The sequence below is a fragment of the Nocardioides iriomotensis genome (genome assembly GCF_004168035.1).
GTDB classification, from domain to species: Bacteria; Actinomycetota; Actinomycetes; order Propionibacteriales; family Nocardioidaceae; genus Nocardioides_B; species Nocardioides_B iriomotensis.
The window spans coordinates 46,535-68,318 of sequence record NZ_SDPU01000032.1; the positions used below are offsets into that span (position 1 = coordinate 46,535).

Below are 21,784 nucleotides of genomic sequence, written 5' to 3' on the forward strand. Positions count from 1 at the left end.
GTTCTGTGCCGCGCGCCGATGAGTTTCGGGCGCGGCGACGGTCGTACCTGTCGAGGCGGGACGAGGGCGTTCCGCTCGACCCTCCGCCGACCTAGGGTGGAGCCCGACGAGGGGAGAGGCGATGACGGCGACGGAGACGGCCCCGGAGGCGGCGGAGTTCCCGCAGGACGCCGACCAGTACCGCCGCGAGCTGCTCGCGCACTGCTACCGGATGACCGGGTCGGTGCACGACGCCGAGGACCTCGTCCAGGAGACCTACCTGCGCGCGTGGCGCGCGTACCACTCGTTCGAGGGCCGTTCGTCGGTCCGCACCTGGCTCTACCGGATCGCCACCAACGTCTGCCTGACCGCGCTCGAGGGCAAGGACCGCCGCCCGCTGCCGACCGGCCTCGGCCAGCCCGGCAGCACCGCGGGCGACCCGCTCGACCGCCGCGAGGAGGTGCCCTGGCTGGAGCCGGTGCCCGACGCGATGGTGGGCGCGACCCAGGCGGCCGGCCCCGAGGCGGCCGCCGAGGCGCGGGAGAGCATCCGCCTCGCGTTCATCGCGGCGCTGCAGCACCTGCCCGCCCGGCAGCGTGCCGTGCTGATCCTGCGTGACGTGCTGCGGTGGAAGGCCGCCGAGGTGGCCGAGGCCCTCGAGACCAGCACCGCCGCGGTCAACAGCGCCCTCCAGCGCGCGCACGCGCAGATGGAGAAGGTGCAGGCCAGCGGTGTCGACAGGGACACCGTCGCCGAGCCGACCGCGGAGCAGAAGGCGATGCTCGAGCGCTACGTCCAGGCGTTCTGGGACAAGGACATCGACGCGATCGTCTCGATGCTCACGCAGGACGCGATCTGGGAGATGCCGCCGTTCGCCGGCTGGTACCAGGGCGCCGCCAACATCGGCCGCCTCATCGACACCCAGTGCCCGGGCGGCGTGCACGACATGCGGATGGTGCCGACGCTGGCCAACGGCCAGGTCGCCTACGGCCTCTACATGCGCCACGAGGACGGCGGGTACCTGCCGTTCCACCTGCAGGTGCTCACCCTCGACGGCGACCGCGTCACGCACGTCGGCGCGTTCTTCGGCGACGACGTGTTCCGCACCTTCGGGCTCCCCGACTCCCTGCCCGCGGACTACGAGCCCCGCGGCGCCCTGCCCATCCCGGTCTGATGTCCACGGACTTCGCCGCCGGCGGTGCGCTGGGGGCGGTGCTGCTGGAGGGACCGGCGCTGCTGGAGCGCGCCGTCGGCTACACGCGGATCAGCCTCGGGCTGCTCCCCGGCGCCGCACCGAACGCACCCACGCCTTGCAGCGACTGGGACCTCACCCGGCTGCTGCGCCACATGGACGACTCGCTCGCGGCGTTCACCGAGGCCGCCGAGACCGGGTACGTCGCGCCCGCAGGACCGCCCGAGCCCGAGCCCGCGCTGCTCGCCGCCTCGCTCCGCGACCGCGCGTGCCGGCTGCTCGGCGCCTGGGCGCACCAGTCCGGCCGCGCCCGCGTGTCGGTCTTCGGCCACGACGTCTCCGGCTCGCTGGTGGCCGCCACCGGCGCCCTGGAGATCGCCGTGCACGGCTGGGACGTCGCCCGCGCCTGCGGCGTGGACCGGCCCCTGCCCGAGGAGCTCGCCGCGACGCTGCTCGCCATCGCGCCGCTGGTCGTCGACCCGGCCGACCGGCCGCGCCGGTTCGCACCGCCGTACGCCGTACCTCCGACAGCGACCGCGTCCGAGCGGCTCCTGGCGTTCCTGGGCAGGCGCTGAACCGGCGTCCCCTCACAGCGGGCGCACAGCGAGCGGCCGGGTCCCGACCAGGGTCGCCGCACACCATGGACGCATGACAGATCCTCGCTGGCTCGACGCCGACGGCCGCCCCCTCGACGAGGAGGACCGCGGCCTCGTCTACGACGTACGCACCCTGGTCGCGCGCCGCCGCGTCCTCGGCCTCTTCGGCGGCGTGGGCGCCGCCGCCCTGCTCGCCGCCTGCGGCAGCGACGACAGCAGCGCGACCCCCTCCTCCTCGAGCACCCCGACCGCGACCACCGACAGCGGCGCGAGCGGCGGCGACCTCACCGAGGTACCCGACGAGACCGGCGGCCCCTACCCCGGCGACGGGTCGAACGGCGTCGACGTCCTCGACGACTCGGGCATCGTCCGCTCCGACATCCGCTCGTCGTTCGGCTCCTCGACCACCACCGCCGAGGGCGTGCCGCTGACGATCCGGCTCACCGTGCGCGACGCCGCCACCGGCCGCGCGTTGTCCGGCGCGGCCGTCTACCTCTGGCACTGCACCGCCGACGGCAGCTACTCCCTGTACAGCCCCGGGGTGGAGAACGAGAACTTCCTCCGCGGCGTCCAGGAGACCGACTCCTCCGGCACGGTGCAGTTCACGTCGGTCTTCCCCGGCTGCTACTCCGGCCGCTGGCCGCACATCCACTTCGAGGTGTACGGCGGGGTGGACGACGCCGTCTCGTCGGGTCCGATCGTGAAGACGTCGCAGATCGCGCTGCCGCAGGAGGCGTGCGAGGCGGTCTACGCGACGGGCGGCTACGAGGCGAGCGTGCCGAACCTCGCCGGTACCAGCCTGACCCAGGACATGGTCTTCGGCGACGACGGCGGCATCCACCAGCTCGCCTCGATGTCGGGCGACGCCGACGACGGGTACGTGGCGGCGCTGACCATCGGCGTCTGAAACTCCCGTTTCCCGGACGACGGGCCGTGAGTTCGGTCACCCTGGAGCGGTGTCCGCCCGGCTGCCCCGAGGTCGGCGTCGCCACGGTTCTGCACAGCGACCTCAGGTTCCTCAGGAGGCCCGGGGGGCTGCCGAACAGAATTGGGTGAGCCCGTCGACGGTTGGGTACCTTTCCCTGGTGCCCCGGATGCCCAGTCGCGTGAGCCTGCTCGCTCACGCAGCAGCGACCACCCTCGTGGTGGTCGCTCTTGGCATCCTCTTCCACCCGGTCGACCAGGGCGCCGACGCGCAGCTCGCGGGCGCCTACCAGGCCGAGCCACGCGGCGTGGACCGTCCCCCGGTGGGCATCGACGACGGCGACGGCGCCGCGGAGGACTCCGGCCCGGCCGAGCCCCGCCAGCACGTCGCCCGCCAGGTCACGATCGAGCGGATGTCGAAGCAGCAGATCCTGCGGATCGCCCGCAAGAAGGCCGAGGTCGCGGCCCGCGCCGAGATGGTCGCCACGTCGGCGGAGCTCACGATCAGCTCGTTCAACGTGCTCGGCTCCAGCCACACCTCCGGCGGCGGCAAGAACGCCCGCATGGCCTCCGGCGCCGCCCGGATCCGCAACGCCGCCACCCTGCTCAACATCCACGGCGTCGACGTCGTCGGCTTCCAGGAGCTGCAGGGCGACCAGTACCGCTCCTTCCTCGGCGCGGCCGGCGGCGCGTTCGACATCTACCCCGGCCTCGCAGCCGGCCCGCTCGGCGTGGAGAACTCCATCGCCTGGCGCACGTCGGAGTGGACGCTGAAGCAGGCGGGGACCGTGCAGATCCCCTACTTCGACGGCCGGCTCCGCCCGATGCCGTACGTCCTGCTCGAGCACAACGCGACGGGCCGGATGGCGTGGTTCGCCAACTTCCACAACCCGGCGACCAACAGCAAGCGCGGCAACAACGACGGGCACCGCGCCGCGGCCACCGCCCGCGAGATCGCGCTGGTCAACGAGCTCCACGGGTCGACCGGCTACCCGGTCTTCGTCACCGGCGACATGAACGACCGCGCCGTCTACTTCTGCCGGATGACCGCCGGCGCCCCGATGGTCGCGGCCAACGGCGGCTCCAGCAGCGGCGGCTGCGTGCCACCGTCACGGATGCCGGTCGACTGGATCTTCGGCCACGAGATGGTGACCTTCAGCAACTACATCCGCGACGAGGGCCCGCTGGTACGCCGTACCACCGACCACCCGATGATCGTCGCCACCGCCACGCTCGACGAGCAGGACGGTGTCCCGGCCGGCTGAGCCGCCCGTCCGGGCTCGCTCCTCGCGGCCCGTGCCTGCCGGAAAACCTGGGGACAGCGTCCCCGCCGATGAGATTTCCTGTCGGTCCAGGTCGATCTGATGTCGACCTGACCCCAGGAGGATCCATGACCGTCACCCCGGCAGCCACCCGCGCACCGCTCGCCCTCGGCGAGGACCTCGCCCCGATCGCCGTGCGCGACGGGCACGCCGACTACCCCACCGCGCGGGCGACCTACGCCGGGTCCGGCTCCCCCGACGTCGTGCTGCGCGCGACGACGCCCCAGCACGTCGCCGCCGGCATCCGTCTCGCCGTCGACACGGGCCGGCCGCTGTCGATCCGCAGCGGCGGCCACAACGCCTTCGGCTACGGCACCAACGACGGCGGTGTCGTCGTCGACCTGAGCGGCATCGCCGACGTCGAGGTGATCGACGCCGAGGCGCGGCTGGTCCGGGTCGGCGCCGGCGCGACCTGGGGCGCTGTCGCGGCCGCCCTGGCACCCCACGGCCTCGCCCTGACCTCGGGCGACACCACCTCCGTCGGCGTCGGCGGGCTCGCGCTGTCCGGCGGCATGGGCTGGATGGTCCGCAAGCACGGCCTCACCCTCGACCTCGTCCGCGCCGCCGACGTCGTCACCGTCGACGGCCGGGTGCTGCGCGCCAGCGCCGACGAGCACCCCGACCTGTTCTGGGCCGTCCGGGGAGGCGGCGGCAACGTCGGCGTCGTGACCCACCTCGAGCTGGAGGCCGCGCCGGTCAGCCAGGTCGTCGCGGGCATGGTCACCTTCGCGCCCGACGACGTGCCCGGCCTGCTCCGGGGCTACCGCGAGGCGATGCGGGCGGCGCCGGAGGAGCTCACCACCGCGATGCTGCTGATGCCCGGCTTCGCCGAGTGGCCCGCGGCCGTCAGCGTGTTCTGCTGCTGGGCCGGCGACGACGAGGAGGCCGCGGCGGCCGCGATCGCGCCGATCCGCGCGCTGGCCGAACCGACCGCCGACACCGTCGCGCTGCAGCCCTACGCCGACATCCTCGAGGAGGCGCACCCGCCGCCGGGCGTCAGGGGCCTGGTCTCCAACGCGCTGTTCGACGACCTCGACGACCGGGTGCTCGACGCGATCGCCGAGCGCTACGCCGCGGGCTCCGGCGGCGCCGTGGTCTTCGTGCGCTGGCTCAGCGGCGCCCTCAACCGGGTCCCGGCCGACGCGACCGCGTGGGGGCACCGCGGGATCGAGGCCCTCGTCGCGCACGCCGGCTTCGTCCCGGTCGACGCCGACGACGCCACCGTCGAGGCCGTGGTCGCCCCGGGGCGGGCGATCGACGCCCTCGGGGTCGGCGCCTACGCGGGGTTCCTCGGCATCCCCGGCGACGAGGCGGTCACCCGGATCTACCCGCCAGAGACCCTGGACCGGCTCCGCCGAGTCAAGCGCGACTACGACCCCGACAACGTGCTGCGGCTCAACTTCAACGTCGAGCCCGCCTGAGTGCGTCGCGTCCGGTGACCCTCGCCCTGCTGCTCGGCGGGTGCTGCCTGCACCTGGGTTTCCAGGCCACGGTCACCCTGCTGGTCTACCCCGCCCTCGGCCGCGTGCCGGACGAGGAGTGGGCGGAGGCACACGCGGCGCACTCGCGGAGGATCGCCCCGGTGGTCGCCGTCGTCTACCTCGCCGTCGCGGCCGTCGGCACGATCGCCGTCGTCGACCGGCCGGGCGACGGGTGGGTGTGGGCGGCCGGCGGGGCCTCGCTCGTCGCCGGCCTGACCACGGCCGCGCGTGCGGCCCCGCTGCACCGACGACTGGAGCAGGGACGCGACGCGGCAACGTTCACCGCGCTCCTCCGCGTCGACCGGGTCCGGCTGGGCGCGGCGGCGGTCGCTGCCGTCGCCGCCCTGGGGGCCGTGCTGGCGGGCTGACGGCAGCCGGGTCACACGTCGACCGTCGTGACCACGCTGGTCACCGACGGCCGCCGCGGCGTCGACGAGAAGCCGAACCGGCACGGCGGGTCGACGTCCGCGAGCGTGCCGAGGTCCGTGCCGTCGAAGCGGCCCTGCATGCGCACGACGGCTCGTACGTCGGTGGCGCCGTACCACTCGCGCCTCCCCGCGACCGCCGCACCACGGGTGCGGACGCCGCGCAGCACGACGCGGCTGAACGGGTCGGCCGCGCTCGCCCAGGCCGGATGGGTGGCGACCGGCGCCGGCACCAGGGCGAGGAGCCGGCCGAGGAACGTGCTGTCGCCGACACCGAGCGTCAGTGCCAGCGAGCGCGAGGTGACGTGCCAGACCGCGTCGGGGCCGGTGACGGCGACATCCTCGACGCGGACCTCGTCGAAGGAGTACGTCGCCGCGACGTAGTCGGCGACCTCGCGGGTCGGCGCGACCAGCACGCGGTGACCGGACGCGGTCTCGACCATCACGTCGGCGAACGGGCCGAAGGGGCTCTCGCGCCAGCGCCCCACCACGACGCGCACGCCGCTGGAGGAGCCGACGCCGGCGATCGCGCCGACGAACCGGTGCCGGGTCACGCCGGGTCCAGCGCGCCACGCTCCGCCGCGTCACCCGAGCCGTCGCCGGCCTTCGCGAACTGGGTGCGGTACAGCTCGGCGTAGCGGCCGTCCCGTGCCAGCAGGTCGCCGTGGCGGCCCTGCTCGACGACGCGGCCCTCCTCGACGACGAGGATCTGGTCGGCCTGCCGGATCGTCGAGAGGCGGTGCGCGATGACGATGGCGGTGCGGCCGTCGAGGGCCTCGGCCAGCGCGGCCTGGACCGCCGCCTCCGACGTCGAGTCGAGGTGGGCGGTGGCCTCGTCGAGGACGACCACCCGGGGCTGCGCGAGCAGCAGGCGCGCGATGGTGAGCCGCTGCCGCTCGCCACCGGAGAGCCGGTAGCCGCGCTCCCCGACGACGGTGTCGAGCCCGTCGGGCAGCGAGCGGACGAGGTCGGCGAGCCGCGAGCGGGTCAGCGCCGACCAGATCTCGTCGTCGGCCGCCTCCGGCCGGGCGAGCAGCAGGTTTGCGCGGACGGTGTCGTGGAACAGGTGGCCGTCCTGGGTGACCATGCCGAGCGTGTGCCGGATCGCCTCGAACGACAGGTCGCGGACGTCGACGCCGCCGAGACGCACGGCACCGCTGTCGACGTCGTAGAGGCGCGCGAGCAGCTGAGCGAGGGTCGACTTGCCGGCACCGGACGAGCCGACGAGGGCGACGACCTGGCCGGGCTCCGCACGGAACGAGATGCCGTGGACGACCTCGACGCCGCCACGGGTGTCGAGGGTGGCGACCTCCTCGAGCGAGGCGAGGGAGACCTTGTCGGCGGAGGGGTAGGCGAAGTGCACGTCGTCGAGCTCGACCGCGACGCCGCCGGCGGGGACGGTCGTGGCGTCGGGCTTCTCCTGGATGAGGGGCTCCAGGTCGAGCACCTCGAAAACCCGCTCGAAGGACACCAGTGCGCTCATCACCTCGACGCGTGCGCTGGCGAGACCGGTGAGCGGCGCGTAGAGCCGGGTGAGCAGCAGCGCGAGCGCGACCACGGCACCCGGGTCGAGCGTGCCCTGGAGCGCGAACCAGCCGCCCAACCCGTAGACCAGCGCCAGGGCGAGCGCGGACACGAGCGTCAGCGCGGTCACGAACACCACCTGCACCATCGCCGTCCGGACGCCGATGTCGCGCACCCGCGTCGCCCGGGCGACGAACTCGTCCGTCTCGCGCTCCGGCATCGCGAACAGCTTGACCAGCGTCGCGCCCGGCGCCGAGAAGCGCTCGGTCATCTGCGTGCCCATCACCGAGTTGTGGTTGGCGGCCTCGAGCTCGAGCGTCGCGAGGCGACGGCCGAACCGGCGGGCCGGCAGCACGAACACGGGGAGCAGCACCAGCGCGAGCAGCGTGATCTGCCACGACAGCGTGAGCATGGCGATGAGGGTCAGCACGAGCGCGACGATGTTGCCGACGACCCCGGACAGCGTGTCGGAGAACGCCCGCTGCGCGCCGATGACGTCGTTGTTGAGCCGGCTGACCAGGGCACCGGTGCGGGTGCGGGTGAAGAACGCGACCGGCATCCGCTGGACGTGCTCGAAGACCACCCGGCGCAGGTCGAGGATCAGACCCTCGCCGATGCTCGCGGACAGCCAGCGCGAGACCAGCCCGACCGCCGCCTCGGCGACCGCGATCACCGCGATGACGAGCGCGATCACCAGCACCTCGTGGAAGTCGCGGCCGTCGATGATCGCGTCGACCACCCGCCCGGCGAGCAGTGGTGTGGCCACGGCGAGCACCGCCAGCACCACGCTCGTCACCATGAACCAGGCGAGCATCACCCGGTGCGGACGGGCGAAGGTGAGGATCCGGCGCACCGTCGCCCAGGAGAACGGGCGGCGTTCCTGCTGGGCGACCATCAGGTTGTAGAGGGAGTTCCAGGCCGCGACTTCCATGCTCATGCTGCGACCGTAGGACGTCACGCCGACATGAGGTCAAGGACGGCCGGCGACCGTTCTTGCGCACCTCGGCGGAAGCCGGGGCACCCCGCCTCGAGGCCGGTTGCGCGATACCCCTGGGGGGTGTATCGTCCCAGGTTATTGATACCCAGGGTGGGTATCAGGGCGCGGGAGGCAGCGGTGACCGAGCACGAGCAGCACAGCCACTACGGCTACATCGGCCGCAAGGACGACTACCTCCGCCGGCTCAAGCGCATCGAGGGGCAGGCGCGCGGTCTGCAGCGGATGGTCGAGGACGAGAAGTACTGCATCGACATCCTCACCCAGGTCTCCGCGATGACGAGCGCGCTCCAGTCCGTCGCGCTCGGGCTGCTCGACGAGCACCTCAACCACTGCGTCGTCGACGCTGCCCGGCAGGGCGGCCCCGAGGCCGACGCCAAGATCGCCGAGGCGTCCGCGGCCATCGCCCGCCTCGTGAAGTCCTGACCCGCCTCACCACGTCCGAGGAGACAGCCATGAGCGACACCCACACCTTCACCGGCACCGTCACCGGGATGACCTGCGGCCACTGCGTCGCGTCGGTGACCGAGGAGGTCCAGGAGATCGCCGGCGTGGAGGACGTCGACGTCGCCCTGGCGACCGGTGCCCTGACCGTGACGAGCGCCCAGCCGCTCGACGAGGGCACGGTGCGTGCCGCCGTCGAGGAGGCCGGGTACGCCCTGGCGCCGTGAGCGCCCGGGACCGGCTGGACCGGCCCGCCGTCCGGGTGGGCGCGTTCGCCGTGGGCCTGCTCGCCGTCTTCGCGCTGGCGCTCGGCGCCGGTTCGTTGTGGGGCCCCACCGTCGCCGCCCCCGACTCCGACGACGAGGCGATGGCGCACGGCGGCATGGCCGAGGACGAGCCGGCCGGCCACGACGAGGGCGGCCACGTCCCGGGTGGCCTGATGCGCAGCCAGGACGGCTACTCCCTGGACCTGGCGTCGGCCACCGCCGACCGGGGCCGCGACGTCCCGCTCGCCCTGACCATCAGCGGGCCCGACGGGCACGTCCTCGACACCGAGGCCGGCTACGCCGTCGAGCACGACAAGCGCCTGCACCTGATCGTCGTACGCCGCGACCTGACCGGCTTCCAGCACGTCCACCCCGAGCTCGGCGACGACGGCCGCTGGACGACCGCGGTCGACCTCGCGCCGGGAACCTGGCGGGTGTTCGCCGACTTCACGGCCGCCGACGGTCCGGCGCTCACGCTCGGCACCGACCTCACCGTGCCCGGCCGCGTCCCCGATGTGCAGCCGGTGGGCGACGACGCGAGCACCTCGTCGGTCGACGGCTACGACGTCACGCTCGACGGGGAGCTCGAGGGCGGTGCGGCGTCCGACCTCACCCTCACGGTCACCCGGGGCGGCCGGCCCGTCACCGACCTGCAGCCGTACCTCGGCGCCTTCGGCCACCTGGTCGCCTTGCGCGAGGGCGACCTCGCCTACCTCCACGTGCACCCGCACGAGGAGGCTCATGCGGGCGACCGCGGCGGGCCGGCGATCGACTTCACCGCCGAGGTACCCAGCGCCGGCCGCTACCGGCTGTTCCTCGACTTCAAGGCGGGCGGCGTCGTCCGCACCGCGACGTTCGACCTCGCGGCAGGAGGTGACCGCGGCCATGACTGACACCCACACGCGCGAACCGGGCACCCGACAGGTCGACCTCGCCATCACCGGCATGACCTGCGCCTCCTGCGCCAACCGCATCGAGCGCAAGCTCAACAAGCTCGACGGGGTCACCGCCTCGGTCAACTACGCCACCGAGAAGGCGCACGTCGAGTTCCCGCTCGACCTCCCGCCCGCGCTGCTGCTCGACACGGTCGAGGCGGCCGGCTACGCCGCGACGCTGCCGCAGCCCGAGACGCCCGGCGAGCCCGCGGCCGAGGAGCGCGCCGCCGACCCGCTGCGCGACCGGCTGCTGATCTCCATCGTGCTCACCGTCCCCGTGATCGCGATGGCGATGGTGCCGCGCTTCCAGTTCGACTACTGGCAGTGGGCCTCGCTGACCCTGGCCGCGCCGGTCGTCGTGTACGGCGGCTGGCCGTTCCACCGGGCCACGTTCCTCAACCTGCGCCACGGCAGCACGACCATGGACACCCTCGTGTCGGTGGGCACGCTGGCCGCCTTCGGCTGGTCGCTCTACGCGCTGTTCCTGGGCACGGCCGGCACTCCCGGCATGACCCACCCGTTCCGGTTCACGATCGAGCGCGGCGACGCCTCCGGCGACATCTACCTCGAGGCCGCCGCGGGCGTGACGACGTTCCTGCTCGCCGGCCGCTGGTTCGAGTCCCGGTCCAAGCGCCGCGCCGGCGCCGCACTACGGGCACTGATGGAGCTCGGCGCCAAGGACGTCGCCGTCCTGCGCGACGGCACCGAACGGCGCGTGCCGATCGGCGAGCTCGTCGTGGACGACCGGTTCGTCGTGCGGCCCGGCGAGACCATCGCCACCGACGGCGTCGTCGAGGAGGGCACCTCGGCGGTCGACGCGTCGATGCTCACCGGCGAGTCAGTGCCGGTGGAGGTCGGGCCCGGCTCGCCCGTCGCCGGCGCCACCGTCAACGCCGGCGGCCGGCTCGTCGTCCGCGCGACCCGGGTCGGCGGCGAGACCCAGCTGGCGCGGATGGCCCGGATGGTGGAGGACGCCCAGAACGGCAAGGCCGACGCGCAGCGCCTGGCCGACCGGATCAGCGGCTTCCTCGTCCCGGTCGTGATCGCGCTGGCCGTCGCCACGCTCGGCTTCTGGGCCGGATCGGGCAACGGCTGGACCGCGGCGTTCACCGCCGCCGTCTCGGTGCTGATCATCGCCTGCCCGTGCGCCCTCGGCCTCGCGACGCCGACCGCGCTGATGGTCGGCACCGGCCGTGGCGCCCAGCTCGGCATCCTGATCAAGGGTCCCGAGGTGCTCGAGGACACCCGTCGCGTCGACACCGTGCTGCTCGACAAGACCGGCACCGTCACCGAGGGCCGGATGTCCCTGGTCGACGTCGTCACCGTCGAGGGCGCCGGCGCGGACAGCGGCGTCGACGAGGTGCTGAGGCTCGCCGGGGCGCTGGAGGACGCGTCCGAGCACCCGATCGCCCGGGCCGTCGCCACCGCGGCGGTCGAGCGCGTCGGCCCGCTCCCCTCCGTCGAGGGCTTCCAGAACGTCGAGGGCCTCGGCGTCCAGGGAGTGGTGGACGGTCACGCCGTGCTGGTCGGCCGGCCCCGGTTGCTCGCCGAGTGGTCGCAGCACCTGCCCGACGACCTCGACCGGGCCCGGCAGCGGGCCGAGGCCGCCGGACGGACCGTCGTCGCGGTGGGCTGGGACGGCGCCGCCCGGGCGCTGCTGGTCGTCGCCGACACCGTGAAGCCGACCTCGGCCGAGGCGGTCACGTCCCTGCGGGCGCTCGGGCTGCGGCCGATGCTGCTCACCGGCGACAACGCCGCCGTCGCCCGTCAGGTGGCGCGCGAGGTCGGCATCGACGAGGCCGACGTGGTGTCCGACGTGCTCCCCGGCGACAAGGTCGACCAGGTCAAGCGGCTGCAGGCCGAGGGCCGGGTCGTGGCGATGGTCGGCGACGGCGTCAACGACGCTCCGGCGCTCGCCCAGGCCGACCTCGGCCTCGCCATGGGCACCGGCACCGACGTCGCGATCGAGGCCGGCGACCTGACCCTGGTGCGCGGCGACCTGCGGGTCGCGGCCGACGGGATCCGGCTGGCCCGGCGGACCCTGGCCACGATCAAGGGCAACCTGTTCTGGGCGTTCGCCTACAACGTCGCGGCGATCCCGATCGCGGCGGCCGGCCTGCTGAACCCGATGCTCGCGGGTGCGGCCATGGCGTTCAGCTCGGTGTTCGTGGTCAGCAACAGCCTGCGGCTGCGCGGCTTCCGGCCGCTCGTCGAGGCTTAGTCGGCGAGCGTGAGGGGCCGCCGGGCGAGGGCGGCCCGGGCGGCCTGCTCCACGAAGAACGGGTTCGCCTCCCGACACGCACCCGCACAGTCGCAGACCGCCTCGACCACGACGTTCCAGGGCAAGCTGTTGAACTCCTGCACCAGCCGCTCGGCGATGCTCGCTACTTCACGCTCCATGAGACCCGTCCCGGATAAGCCCCGTTCGCGTAATCTGCCCCGGTCCATGACGGTCCAACCACGGCCCTGCCAGGTGGTCTGGACCGCGCGGCGGTGACCGATATCCGGTTGCCGCCGACTCCGTAGGCGGACAGGGTGGCCGCCATGGGCCTGCACGTGCACAACCTGACGTTCGACTGCGGTGACGCGCGCTCGCTCGCGACGTTCTGGTCGCGGCTGACCGGCTGGAACCTCTACTACGACGACGACCCCGAGGTCGTGGTCGCGCCGTCCTTCCCGTACGACGGGGTGGGGCTGCTGTTCATCCCCGTGCCCGAGGGCAAGACCGCCAAGAACCGGCTGCACCTCGACCTCCAGCCCGACGCCGGCACCCGCGACGAGGCGGTCGAGCGGGCCGTCGCCCTCGGCGCCACCGTGACCGGCGACCACCGTCAGGACGACGGCACCGGCTGGGTGACGATGGCCGACCCGGAGGGCAACGAGTTCTGCATCGAGCGCGGCGCCGAGGAGCGCGGCCCGGCCGAGCCCCGGCAGTTCCGGATCGGCCAGTAGCTAGTCGGTGCCGGTCGGTTCAGCCGGCCCCGTCGGCTCCGGCGTGGTCGTCATCTTCTGCAGCCGGGCGCGGAGCAGCTCCTGCCGGTGGGCGTTGCCGTGCAGCGCGATGAACCGGTCGCCGAACACCGCGAGCAGCGCGTCGTCGAGCCGGCGGACCGCGCCGGCCGGGTACTTGTAACCCATCCGGGTGTCGATCGCGCCGTGCTCGACCGTGCTGAGCAGCCCGGCCAGCTCGTCGAGCGAGGTGATGCCGAGCTCGAGCAGCAACCCGGAGATCCACGCGTAGTGGTCGGTGCGCGACCAGCCCGCGTCGGCGTACTGCCCCGCCAGGAACGCGGCCAGGTCCTGCCCGCTGATTCGCGGGTCGACCGTCTCCTCGGCGGCCGGTGCCTCGGCCGACGGCAGCTCCGCCGTCGACGCCGTCATCGAGGACTGCAGCAGGTTGCGGATCGTCGTGAACTCGTGGTCCGCGAGCTCGAGCAGGCCGGCGGCGAGGGTGAACCGCCGGTCGAGGTCGGGCGCGTGCTCCTCGGGAACCGTGCCCTTGTAGCGGATGTCGTGCTCGAACTCCGCCCACGCGTGCTGCAGCGCCGTGCGCACCTGCACCTGTGCGGTGCGACCGAGCAGCGGCGCCGCGAAGTCCTCGGGCCCCGCGTCCGGCGGCACCGTCACCAGCAGGTGCCGGCTGGCGTAGCCCCACCGGCCCTCGCTCGCGGTCTCCTGTCCCATGTCGCGGTCGTCGAGCACGCGCAGCTGGTCGGCGAGCAGGTCGGCCACGGCGGTCACGTCGGGGTGCAGGTAGGTGATGACGCGGACGCCGATCTGGTCGGTGATCTGCTCGAGCGGCTCGGGGTAGACCGGCTTGCCGTCGAGCACCCGGTCCGCCTTCGCGGCGAACGACGCGATGCTCTTGGTCCGGCCGTCGACGCTGAGGTAGTTGATGCCGGCGTCGTCGAGCAGCCGGGTCACCAGGTCGACATAGCCCTCGGTGGCCTCCTGGAGCGCCGGCTGCAGCGCGGCGTAGGCCTGCACCGCCCGCTGCACCGGGTCGGCCCGCGGCGCCCGCGGGCTGGGTTTGTGGCCCGGCGGCAGCGTCGGCGTGACGATGGCGCCGGTGTCGGCGTCGCCGTACGTCGTGGTCAGCTCCGGGCGTCGTACGGCGAACAGGGCGACGTACGCGCAGACCACCGCGTCGACCTGGTCCTCGACCCTGCGCAGGTCGCTCTTGCGCTCGGCCCGCTCGACCATCGACACGAGGTCCCGCCACGCGTCGTGCTGGGTGAGCCGGAGCGGCGCCGGAGCGTCGGCGAGCCCCTCGAGGCGGTGCATCAGGTCGAGCAGCGCGCTGCGCAGCTGGGGCAGCGTGCGGCCCGGCTTGTTCTTGTACTTCAGCGTGCGGCCCAGCCGGAACAGCGCGACCGTCGCGGCGTGCGGGTAGACCTCGATCGCGCGCCGGTCGGTGGTCGTGAACGGCAGCGTGGGGTCGAGGTCGAGCCCGAGGTGCTCGGCGATCCGAGCGCCGCGGGGCACGTCGCTGAACTCCGGCTTGCCCGTGTTGGCCGGGTGCGCGCCGGCGTCGAAGCGGGCGAAGTCGCGGTTGAGCGCCGCCTCGCACGGCCGGTTGCCCGTGGGGTTCGTGACCACCAGCGGGGCGTCGATGCCGACCACGCACGGCCCCGCGACGTGCTCGCCGAGCGCGGCCAGGATCTCCTCGTCGCTGCGGACGGCGCCGATCGTCAGCAGCCGGCCGTCGTCGTCGAGCACGGCGACGCCCGTGGGCTGACGGGTTCCCCAGGCGAGGTCCAGGCCGACGAAGTGCATGAGCACACCCTGCCGTATCGGGCCGACGTCCCCGGACTCCGATGAATTCGGTCGCGACTGTCGGTCCTCTCTTCCAGAATGGAAGGACCACCATGACGACGACGCCCACCGCCCCCGCCTCCGGCATCGCGCCCGAGCCGCAGCCGGAGACCCCCACGCCCCGCGAGCTGCCCCGCCTGCTCCGGCCGTTCCGCACGTCCGCCTACCGGCGGCTCGCCGTGGCGCTGGTCCTCACCAGCTTCGCCGGCGGCGTGTGGATCGTCGGCCAGGTCTGGGAGGTCATCCGGATCGGCGGCGGTCCGGCCCAGCTGTCCGTCGTCTCGACCGCGGCCGCGCTCGGCGTGCTGCTGCCCGCCCTGGTCGCGGGCGTCGTGGCCGACCGGGTGCCGCAGAAGACCATCCTGGTCGGCGTCACCGTCCTCCAGCTCGCCGGCATGGCGACCATCGGCGCGCTGTCGCTGACCGACACCACCCGCGTGTGGCACCTCGGCGCGGTCGCGTTCGCGATCGGCGTCGGGATGGCGTTCTACTACCCCGCCTACTCCGCCTGGCTGCCCGCGCTCGTCCCCGAGCGCGACCTGATGGCCGTCAACGGCTTCGAGGGCATGGTCCGCCCGACCATCGGCCAGGCGCTCGGCCCGGCCGTCGCCGGTGCCGCCGTCGGTGCGGTGTCGTCCGGCTTCGCCGTGATGATCGCGGCCGCCGCGATGGCGCTCGGGCTCGTCGCCCTGGCGTTCGTGCCCGCGACGCCGGTGCGCCGCGACCTCACGGACCTGCCGGCGTCCGACCCGGTGCGCGCCGCGCTGTCCGACATGCACGAGGGCTTCGTCTACATGGTCCGCACGCCGTGGCTGCTCGCCACGCTGCTGTTCGCCAGCCTGATGATCCTGGTGATCATGGGCCCCTTCGAGGTGCTCATCCCGTTCATCGTCAAGGACGGGCTGGGCGGCAACGCCGGCGACCACGCCCTGGTGCTCGCCTCGTTCGGCATCGGCGGCGCGGTCGGCTCGCTCGCGATGGCGTCGTTCAGGATGCCGCGGCGCTACCTGACGGTCATGAACCTCATGTGGGGTGTCGGCTGCCTCCCGCTCGCGTTCATGGGATTCGCCACCGCCGTCTGGCAGCTCGTCGCGGCCGGGTTCGTGCTGGGCGTCATGTTCTCCGCGCCGATGGTGATCTGGGGGACCCTGCTGCAGCGCCGGGTGCCGCCGCACCTGCTCGGCCGGGTCGCGTCGCTCGACTTCTTCGTCTCGGTCTCCCTGATGCCGGTGTCGATGGCGGTCGCCGGACCGGTGTCGGAGGCGATCGGCCTGCGCACGACGTTCGTGGTCGCGGGGCTCGCGCCCGCGGTGGTGGCGGTGGTCGCGATCCTCTGGGCGCGGCTGCCCCAGGACGAGATCGCGCACCCGCTGCGCGACGACGAGGACGGCGAGAGCACCGGGGACGGCGCCGAGACCCCCGCGGGTCTGGACCCCGCCACCGTCGAGTGATGGGCTGAGGTCATGCCGGACGAGCCCACCACGGTCGACGCGTACGTCGCCGGCGTCACCGACGACCAGCGGCCCGCGCTCGCCGCGCTGCGCAGCCTCGTCCTCGAGCTGCTGCCCGGGGCGGAGGAGCGAATCAGCTACAGGATGCCGACCGTGACGCTCGAGGGCCGGCCCGTGCTGCACTACGCCGCCTGGACGAAGCACCTGAGCCTCTACCCCGTGCCGCGCGGCGACGACGACTTCGAGGCCGTCGTGGCGCCGTACCGCGCCGCCAAGGACGCCGTCCACCTGCGCTACGACCGACCCCTGCCCACCGACGTCGTCACCCGCATCGTGCGGCTGCTCGCCGAGCGGCACGCCACAGCCCGTCCACAACCGACCCGACCCTGAAGGAGTCCTCATGGCCCGGCTCAACCCCTACATCGGCTACCTCGACAACGCCCGCGAGGCGATGGAGTTCTACCAGTCCGTGTTCGGCGGCGAGCTCGCCGTGAACACCTTCGGAGAGTTCGGCGCCGCGAGCGGCGGCCCCGAGGCCGACAAGGTCATGCACGCCCAGCTCGAGACGCCCCAGGGCTACACGCTGATGGCCTCCGACACCCCCGAGGGCATGGAGCACAAGCCCGGCAACAACATCTCGGTCAGCCTCAGCGGCGCCGAGGGCGACGGCCTCGACGAGCAGTTCGCCAAGCTCGCGGAGGGCGGCACCATCACGATGCCGCTGGAGAAGCAGATGTGGGGCGACACGTTCGGCATGTGCCTCGACAAGTTCGGCATCTCCTGGATGGTCAACATCGCCTCCCCCGAGAACGCCGCCGGCTCAGGCTCCTGACCGGCGGGCGGCGCTGACGGCGGCGGCCGCTCCCGTGGCGGCCCCGCCGGCCACCAGCAGCTCGACGCCCGCACCCGTGAACGCGTGCACAAGGCAGGCCGCGGCGAGCACGCTGCCCCACCCCGCGCCGGGACCGCAGCCGAGGCGCCGCCAGACGCGGGCCGCCACGACGCCGACGACGATTGCGACCGGCACCAGCGCGGCGAGCGCCGCCATCCCGGTCGTCGCGCAGGCGAGGCCGTCGGCGCAGTCAGAGCCCGGTGTCCACCAGGCCGCGAGCAGCGCGAAGCCCGCCGCGAGGCCGACACCGACCCCGGCGGCGCGCACGAACAGGCGTGAGTCGACGTCGACGGCCGTGGGCTGGTCCATGGACCCAGCCTGCGAGAGGACCGCGGCGCCCCGCATCCGCCGGCGTACTCAGGTCGGGGGTGACGGTCGCGCCGCGTCGCGCCATGATCGGGCCATGACCGACAACCACGACGCCGCGGTCGACGCCTGGTTCGCGGACTACGACAACCCGCAGAAGGACCTGGTCCTCGCGGTGCGCGAGGTCGTGCTCGGAGCCGACCCGCGCGTCTCGGAGACGATCAAGTGGAAGGCCCCGACCTTCATGTACCGGGGCAACCTCGCGTCGTTCTACCCGAAGTCCAAGCAGCACGCCTCGCTGATGTTCCACACCGGCGCGACCCTGCCCGACCCGACCGGTCTGCTCGAGGGTGAGGGCGACACCTCGCGTGTCGCCCGGTTCCTCGACGCCGACGACCTGGCGGCGAAGGCCGACGCGCTGCGCGGCCTCGTGCACGCCTGGATCGAGCAGCGCGGCTGAGCGATGAGTTCCGGGCACCAGCGAGGTCAGACCGGCACCACCACCGACACCCACCGCAGGAGCGCACCATGGGCCGCATCGTCTCCAACTTCTTCATCTCCCTCGACGGCGTCGTCGAGCGTCCCGACCAGTGGCACTTCCCGTACTTCGACGACGAGATGGGCGCGGTCATCGGCGCGGGCATGGAGACCGCGGGCGCGTTCATGATGGGCAGGACGCTGTACGGCGAGTGGTCGGAGTACTGGACCAGCACCGACCAGGACCAGGACTTCGCCGGCTTCATCAACGCCATCCAGAAGTACGTCGTCAGCAGCAGCCTCACCGACGCCGACGTCAGCTGGAACAACACGGCGCTGATCACCGGCGACGAGGACACCGTCCGCGCCGGCATCCAGTCGGCCAAGGACGCCACCGACGGCGACATCCAGATCTCCGGCAGCCCGACGCTGGTCCGGTCGCTGCTCGCGATGGGCCTGCTCGACGAGCTCGCGCTCCTGGTCCACCCGATCGCGGTCGGGTCAGGTGAGCGGCTGTTCCAGGACACCCCGACGTACCCCCTGGAACTCACCTCCCACCGGGCTCTCGGCTCGGGCGTTCTGCACCTGACGTACGCGCCGGTCCGGTCCTGACCGGTTTGCCCTCGATGTGACAACGGCGGGCGGGTCTGCCTACTTTGTCGCGATGACCTCGCACAGACCCGTCCGTCACGTTCGTCGTCTTCTCGTTCCGCTCGTGGCGGCGGGAACCGCCGCCGCGCTCACCCTGGGCATCGCCCCGGCCTCGCAGGCCCACCACGCGGACCCACCCGGCCCGGTCAACGCGCAGACGACGTACGACTGGGGCAAGCCGATCTGGCAGGACGACTTCGTCGGCGGGCTCAAGGACATCTGGCGCACCAGGTCGCCACACGGCAACGTGCGCAACCAGCACGGCATGCTCACGCTCAACACCGGCAAGCGTGGCTCGGTCAGCGCCAAGCTGAAGGGCACCGGCCACGAGACGGGCCGCTGGGAGATCCGGCTGCGGTCGCGCCAGTACGGCCACGACCACGGCCACTACAAGGTGCGCACCGAGCTGGTCCCCGCCGCGAAGCGCCCGCAGAACTGCGGCGCCCGCAACGTCGCGCTGAACAGCTACACGCTCGGCGGCAACCGCGCGCACCACTACATCCGCTCGCTGCCGGCCAACCAGTCGACCTCGCACACCGGGCTCAACCTCGGCAACGACCGCTGGCACACCTTCGCGGTCGAGGTCACCGAGAAGCGGATCTCCTGGTTCGTCGACGCGCACGTCATCTCCACCGAGACCCGCCCCGAGGCCCTGTCGAACGTGCCCTACACCGTGCGCTTCACGATGCTCGCGCCCAACGCGGACAAGCGGATGAACCCCTCGCGGATGCAGATGGACTGGCTGCGCTACTTCACCCTGCGCAAGCCGAACTCCCAGTCGGTCGAGGCGCCGCTGCCGCGGTCCGGCTCGTACGCCGACGCCTGCTGAGGAGAAAACCACTCGCAGCGCCCGGTCGGGCCGTGCCACGCTCGTGGCACGGCCCGATCGTCGTCTCACCAGGAAGGCCCACCGATGCGAGCAGCTACCACGCCCCGGACCCTCATCCGTCCCACCGTGGAGCTGCTCCTTGGCAACGACCCCTTCCTCGACACCCTCCCTGAACCTGGGCATCGTCGCGCACGTTGATGCCGGCAAGACCAGTCTGACCGAGCGCCTGCTGTACGACGCGGGCGTGATCGACGCGCCCGGCAGCGTCGACGCCGGCACCACCCGCACCGACTCGATGGACCTCGAGCGGCGACGCGGCATCACCATCCGCGCCGCCGTCACCTCCTTCGACATCGGCGACCTGGCCGTGAACCTCGTCGACACGCCCGGCCACCCCGACTTCATCGCCGAGGTCGAGCGGTCGCTGACCGTGCTCGACGCCGCCGTGCTCGTGCTGTCGTCCGTCGAGGGCGTGCAGCCGCAGACGGTGGTGATCTGGCGCGCGCTGCAGCGGATCGGCGTGCCGACCGCGCTGTTCGTGAACAAGGTCGACCGCTCGGGGTCCGACGTCGCCGCCGTGGTCGACCAGGTGCGCCGCCGGCTCACGCCGCACGTCGTCCCGCTCGCCCGGCCGGTCGCGGAAGGCACCCGGGACGCGACCGTCGCGCCGGTCCCGCTCGACGACGACGCGGTCGTCGAGGCGGTGGCGGACGTCGACGACCGGGTCCTCGCGGGCTGGGTCGACACCGGCCGGCCTCCGACCGACCGGGTGCGGTCCACGTTGCGCCGCGGCACCCGGGAACGCACGCTCACGCCGCTGCTGTGCGGGTCGGCGCTCACCGGCGTGGGCGTCCCGCTGCTGCGCGACCTCGTCCACGACGTGCTGCCCCGCGCCCGGGAGCGCGGCGGCGCCGTGTCCGGCACGGTGTTCGCCGTCGACCGCGACGAGCGCGGCCGCCGCGCGTGGGTGCGGCTGTGGTCGGGCGAGGTGCACGTGCGCGACCGGCTGCGGATCGCCGGCGCCGCCCGCCCCGTGCCCGTGACCGAGGTCGGCGTCAGCGCACCCGGCGGGGTCGCGGTCCGGCGCTCGGCCGGGGCCGGCCAGATCGTCGCGCTCCGCGGACCCGAGGCGCGGATCGGCGACGTCCTCGGCCGGCCGCCCCGGCGGCGTACCCACCGGTTCCCGCCGGCGACCCTGCAGGCGCTCGTCGAGCCGGAGGACCCGACGCAGCGCGGCGCGCTGTTCGCGGGGCTGACCGAGCTGGCCGAGGAGGACCCCCTCATCGACCTGCGCATCGACGACGTCGACGGCGAGGCCGCGCTGAGCCTGCACGGCGAGGTGCAGAAGGAGGTGGTCGGCGCGCTGCTCGAGGAGCGGTACGGCGTCCGGGCGCGGTTCGCGCAGACGTCGACGGTCTGCATCGAACGGGTGGTCGGCACCGGCTGCTCCACCGACCTGATCGGGCAGCGCGGCAACCCGTACCTCGCCGGCATCGGCCTGCGCGTCGAGGCGGCCCCGGTCGGGCACGGCGTGGAGTTCTCGCCGGGTGTCGAGCGCGGCAACCTCCCGCCGGCGTTCGTCGCGGCGACCGAGGAGGGGGTCCGCGCCGGCCTGCGCCAGGGCCTCCTCGCCTGGGAGGTCACGGACTGCGTGGTCACGATGACCTCGTCGGCGTACTTCCCCCGGCAGAGCAAGCCGCACCAGAAGTTCGACAAGTCGATCTCGACGGTCGCGGGCGACTTCCGGCATCTCGCGCCCGTCGTGATCGCGGCGGCGCTGGCCCAGGCCCGCACCCAGGTGTGCCAGCCCGTGGACCGGTTCGACCTCGACCTGCCCGAGCAGGCGCACGGCCAGGTCGCGGCGCTGCTCGGCCGCCTGGGGGCGGTCGTGCTCGAGGCGGCGTCGACTCCGGGCTACACCCGGCTGGCCGGCGACCTGCCCACGGCCCGGGTGCCCGCCCTCGCCGCGCGGCTGCCGGACCTGACCGGTGGGGAGGCGGTGCTGGTCACCCGGCTCGACCACTACGCGCCGGTCACCGGCGCGCAGCCGCCGTCACGGCGCCGTCGCGGTCCGGACCCGGGTGACCGGGAAGCGTGGTTCCGCGACGTGCCGCGCTAGGAGGTGGCGGTGCGGGGCGTCTCGCAGACCGGGAGCGGGGCGCCCTCGCAGCACGAGGACTTGAGGTGGCAGCGCGGGCACAGCCAGCGGTAGGAGGTGCCGTCGTACACGTGTCCGCAGCCGTCGCACTCGATCATGCGTCCATGGTCGGCCCCCGACCGG

Annotated in this window: 24 protein-coding genes; 18 read left to right on the forward strand and 6 right to left on the reverse strand. The window is 73.4% G+C overall.

Annotated elements, in window-relative coordinates:
- Window positions 1-121: 121 nt before the first annotated feature.
- The 6 genes from ETU37_RS17295 (at window position 122) to ETU37_RS17320 (ending at window position 5,862) form a co-directional block, all read left to right on the forward strand.
- Complete coding sequence (locus ETU37_RS17295) at window positions 122-1,153, forward strand: sigma-70 family RNA polymerase sigma factor (protein ID WP_129988605.1); 1,032 nt, start codon at window positions 122-124, stop codon at window positions 1,151-1,153.
- Window positions 1,153-1,746 (forward strand): TIGR03086 family metal-binding protein, encoded by a 594-nt coding sequence (locus ETU37_RS17300; RefSeq protein WP_129988606.1) that lies wholly within the window; start codon window positions 1,153-1,155, stop codon window positions 1,744-1,746. The genes ETU37_RS17295 and ETU37_RS17300 overlap by 1 nt, the downstream gene beginning before the upstream one ends.
- A gap of 73 nt (window positions 1,747-1,819) precedes the next feature.
- Window positions 1,820-2,674, forward strand: coding sequence for an intradiol ring-cleavage dioxygenase (locus ETU37_RS17305; protein WP_129988607.1), 855 nt, complete (start codon window positions 1,820-1,822; stop codon window positions 2,672-2,674).
- 199 nt (window positions 2,675-2,873) lie between these two features.
- On the forward strand, window positions 2,874-3,956 hold the full coding sequence (locus ETU37_RS17310; protein ID WP_129988608.1) for an endonuclease/exonuclease/phosphatase family protein: 1,083 nt from the start codon (window positions 2,874-2,876) through the stop codon (window positions 3,954-3,956).
- 125 nt (window positions 3,957-4,081) lie between these two features.
- Complete coding sequence (locus ETU37_RS17315) at window positions 4,082-5,434, forward strand: FAD-binding oxidoreductase (RefSeq protein ID WP_165372581.1); 1,353 nt, start codon at window positions 4,082-4,084, stop codon at window positions 5,432-5,434.
- Window positions 5,435-5,448: 14 nt separating this feature from the next.
- On the forward strand, window positions 5,449-5,862 hold the full coding sequence (locus ETU37_RS17320; RefSeq protein ID WP_129988610.1) for a hypothetical protein: 414 nt from the start codon (window positions 5,449-5,451) through the stop codon (window positions 5,860-5,862).
- Between the two features lie 11 nt (window positions 5,863-5,873).
- Here ETU37_RS17320 and ETU37_RS17325 read toward each other — a convergent pair whose 3' ends face one another.
- Together ETU37_RS17325 and ETU37_RS17330 are read right to left on the reverse strand one after the other, a co-directional pair.
- Window positions 5,874-6,473 (reverse strand): hypothetical protein, encoded by a 600-nt coding sequence (locus ETU37_RS17325; RefSeq protein ID WP_129988611.1) that lies wholly within the window; start codon window positions 6,471-6,473, stop codon window positions 5,874-5,876.
- On the reverse strand, window positions 6,470-8,380 hold the full coding sequence (locus ETU37_RS17330; protein WP_129988612.1) for an ABC transporter ATP-binding protein: 1,911 nt from the start codon (window positions 8,378-8,380) through the stop codon (window positions 6,470-6,472). The genes ETU37_RS17325 and ETU37_RS17330 overlap by 4 nt, the downstream gene beginning before the upstream one ends.
- Window positions 8,381-8,557: 177 nt before the next feature.
- Here ETU37_RS17330 and ETU37_RS17335 point away from each other — a divergent pair, with 177 nt between their 5' ends.
- Genes ETU37_RS17335 through ETU37_RS17350 form a run of 4 tightly spaced genes read left to right on the forward strand, consistent with a single transcriptional unit; the run spans window position 8,558 to window position 12,303 of the window.
- On the forward strand, window positions 8,558-8,863 hold the full coding sequence (locus ETU37_RS17335) for a metal-sensitive transcriptional regulator (protein WP_206054004.1): 306 nt from the start codon (window positions 8,558-8,560) through the stop codon (window positions 8,861-8,863).
- 29 nt (window positions 8,864-8,892) lie between these two features.
- A complete protein-coding gene (locus ETU37_RS17340; RefSeq protein WP_129988614.1) occupies window positions 8,893-9,108 on the forward strand; it encodes a heavy-metal-associated domain-containing protein in 216 nt (71 codons plus the stop codon).
- Window positions 9,105-10,040: a hypothetical protein gene (locus ETU37_RS17345; protein WP_206054006.1), complete on the forward strand. Its 936-nt coding sequence runs from the start codon at window positions 9,105-9,107 to the stop codon at window positions 10,038-10,040. The genes ETU37_RS17340 and ETU37_RS17345 overlap by 4 nt, the downstream gene beginning before the upstream one ends.
- Window positions 10,033-12,303 (forward strand): heavy metal translocating P-type ATPase, encoded by a 2,271-nt coding sequence (locus ETU37_RS17350; RefSeq protein ID WP_129988615.1) that lies wholly within the window; start codon window positions 10,033-10,035, stop codon window positions 12,301-12,303. Before ETU37_RS17345 ends, ETU37_RS17350 begins: the two co-directional genes overlap by 8 nt.
- Here the strand turns inward: ETU37_RS17350 and ETU37_RS17355 are convergent.
- A complete protein-coding gene (locus ETU37_RS17355; protein ID WP_129988616.1) occupies window positions 12,300-12,482 on the reverse strand; it encodes a hypothetical protein in 183 nt (60 codons plus the stop codon). The genes ETU37_RS17350 and ETU37_RS17355 overlap by 4 nt on opposite strands.
- Before the next feature lie 144 nt (window positions 12,483-12,626).
- Here ETU37_RS17355 and ETU37_RS17360 point away from each other — a divergent pair, with 144 nt between their 5' ends.
- On the forward strand, window positions 12,627-13,034 hold the full coding sequence (locus ETU37_RS17360; protein WP_129988617.1) for a VOC family protein: 408 nt from the start codon (window positions 12,627-12,629) through the stop codon (window positions 13,032-13,034).
- Here ETU37_RS17360 and ETU37_RS17365 read toward each other — a convergent pair whose 3' ends face one another.
- A complete protein-coding gene (locus ETU37_RS17365) occupies window positions 13,035-14,858 on the reverse strand; it encodes a DUF429 domain-containing protein (RefSeq protein WP_129988618.1) in 1,824 nt (607 codons plus the stop codon). It lies immediately after the preceding gene.
- Window positions 14,859-14,950: 92 nt separating this feature from the next.
- Here ETU37_RS17365 and ETU37_RS17370 point away from each other — a divergent pair, with 92 nt between their 5' ends.
- The 3 genes from ETU37_RS17370 to ETU37_RS17380 are packed head-to-tail and all read left to right on the forward strand — an operon-like array spanning window position 14,951 to window position 17,180.
- Window positions 14,951-16,348, forward strand: coding sequence for an MFS transporter (locus ETU37_RS17370; RefSeq protein WP_129988619.1), 1,398 nt, complete (start codon window positions 14,951-14,953; stop codon window positions 16,346-16,348).
- A gap of 12 nt (window positions 16,349-16,360) precedes the next feature.
- On the forward strand, window positions 16,361-16,738 hold the full coding sequence (locus ETU37_RS17375; RefSeq protein ID WP_129988620.1) for an iron chaperone: 378 nt from the start codon (window positions 16,361-16,363) through the stop codon (window positions 16,736-16,738).
- A gap of 10 nt (window positions 16,739-16,748) precedes the next feature.
- The gene (locus tag ETU37_RS17380; RefSeq protein WP_129988621.1) at window positions 16,749-17,180 is read left to right on the forward strand and encodes a VOC family protein; all 432 of its coding nucleotides are present in this window, start codon (window positions 16,749-16,751) and stop codon (window positions 17,178-17,180) included.
- On the opposite strand, the gene ETU37_RS17385 is transcribed toward ETU37_RS17380, so the two are convergent.
- A complete protein-coding gene (locus ETU37_RS17385) occupies window positions 17,169-17,549 on the reverse strand; it encodes a hypothetical protein (RefSeq protein WP_129988622.1) in 381 nt (126 codons plus the stop codon). The two genes, ETU37_RS17380 and ETU37_RS17385, sit on opposite strands and share 12 nt — an antisense overlap.
- Before the next feature lie 94 nt (window positions 17,550-17,643).
- On the opposite strand from ETU37_RS17385, the gene ETU37_RS17390 reads away from it, so the two are divergent.
- The 4 genes from ETU37_RS17390 (at window position 17,644) to ETU37_RS17405 (ending at window position 21,622) form a co-directional block, all read left to right on the forward strand.
- Window positions 17,644-18,006 carry a DUF1801 domain-containing protein gene (locus tag ETU37_RS17390; RefSeq protein ID WP_165372582.1) on the forward strand — a complete coding sequence of 121 codons (363 nt, stop codon included), beginning with the start codon at window positions 17,644-17,646 and terminating at the stop codon, window positions 18,004-18,006.
- 68 nt (window positions 18,007-18,074) lie between these two features.
- On the forward strand, window positions 18,075-18,635 hold the full coding sequence (locus ETU37_RS17395; protein WP_129988624.1) for a dihydrofolate reductase family protein: 561 nt from the start codon (window positions 18,075-18,077) through the stop codon (window positions 18,633-18,635).
- A 103-nt stretch (window positions 18,636-18,738) separates the two neighbouring features.
- On the forward strand, window positions 18,739-19,503 hold the full coding sequence (locus ETU37_RS17400; RefSeq protein ID WP_165372583.1) for a LamG domain-containing protein: 765 nt from the start codon (window positions 18,739-18,741) through the stop codon (window positions 19,501-19,503).
- A 139-nt stretch (window positions 19,504-19,642) separates the two neighbouring features.
- The gene (locus ETU37_RS17405) at window positions 19,643-21,622 is read left to right on the forward strand and encodes an elongation factor G (protein ID WP_206054008.1); all 1,980 of its coding nucleotides are present in this window, start codon (window positions 19,643-19,645) and stop codon (window positions 21,620-21,622) included.
- On the opposite strand, the gene ETU37_RS23305 is transcribed toward ETU37_RS17405, so the two are convergent.
- Window positions 21,619-21,759, reverse strand: a complete 141-nt coding sequence (locus ETU37_RS23305; protein WP_165372584.1) for a hypothetical protein — start codon at window positions 21,757-21,759, stop codon at window positions 21,619-21,621. The genes ETU37_RS17405 and ETU37_RS23305 overlap by 4 nt on opposite strands.
- Between the last annotated feature and the right edge of the window lie 25 nt (window positions 21,760-21,784).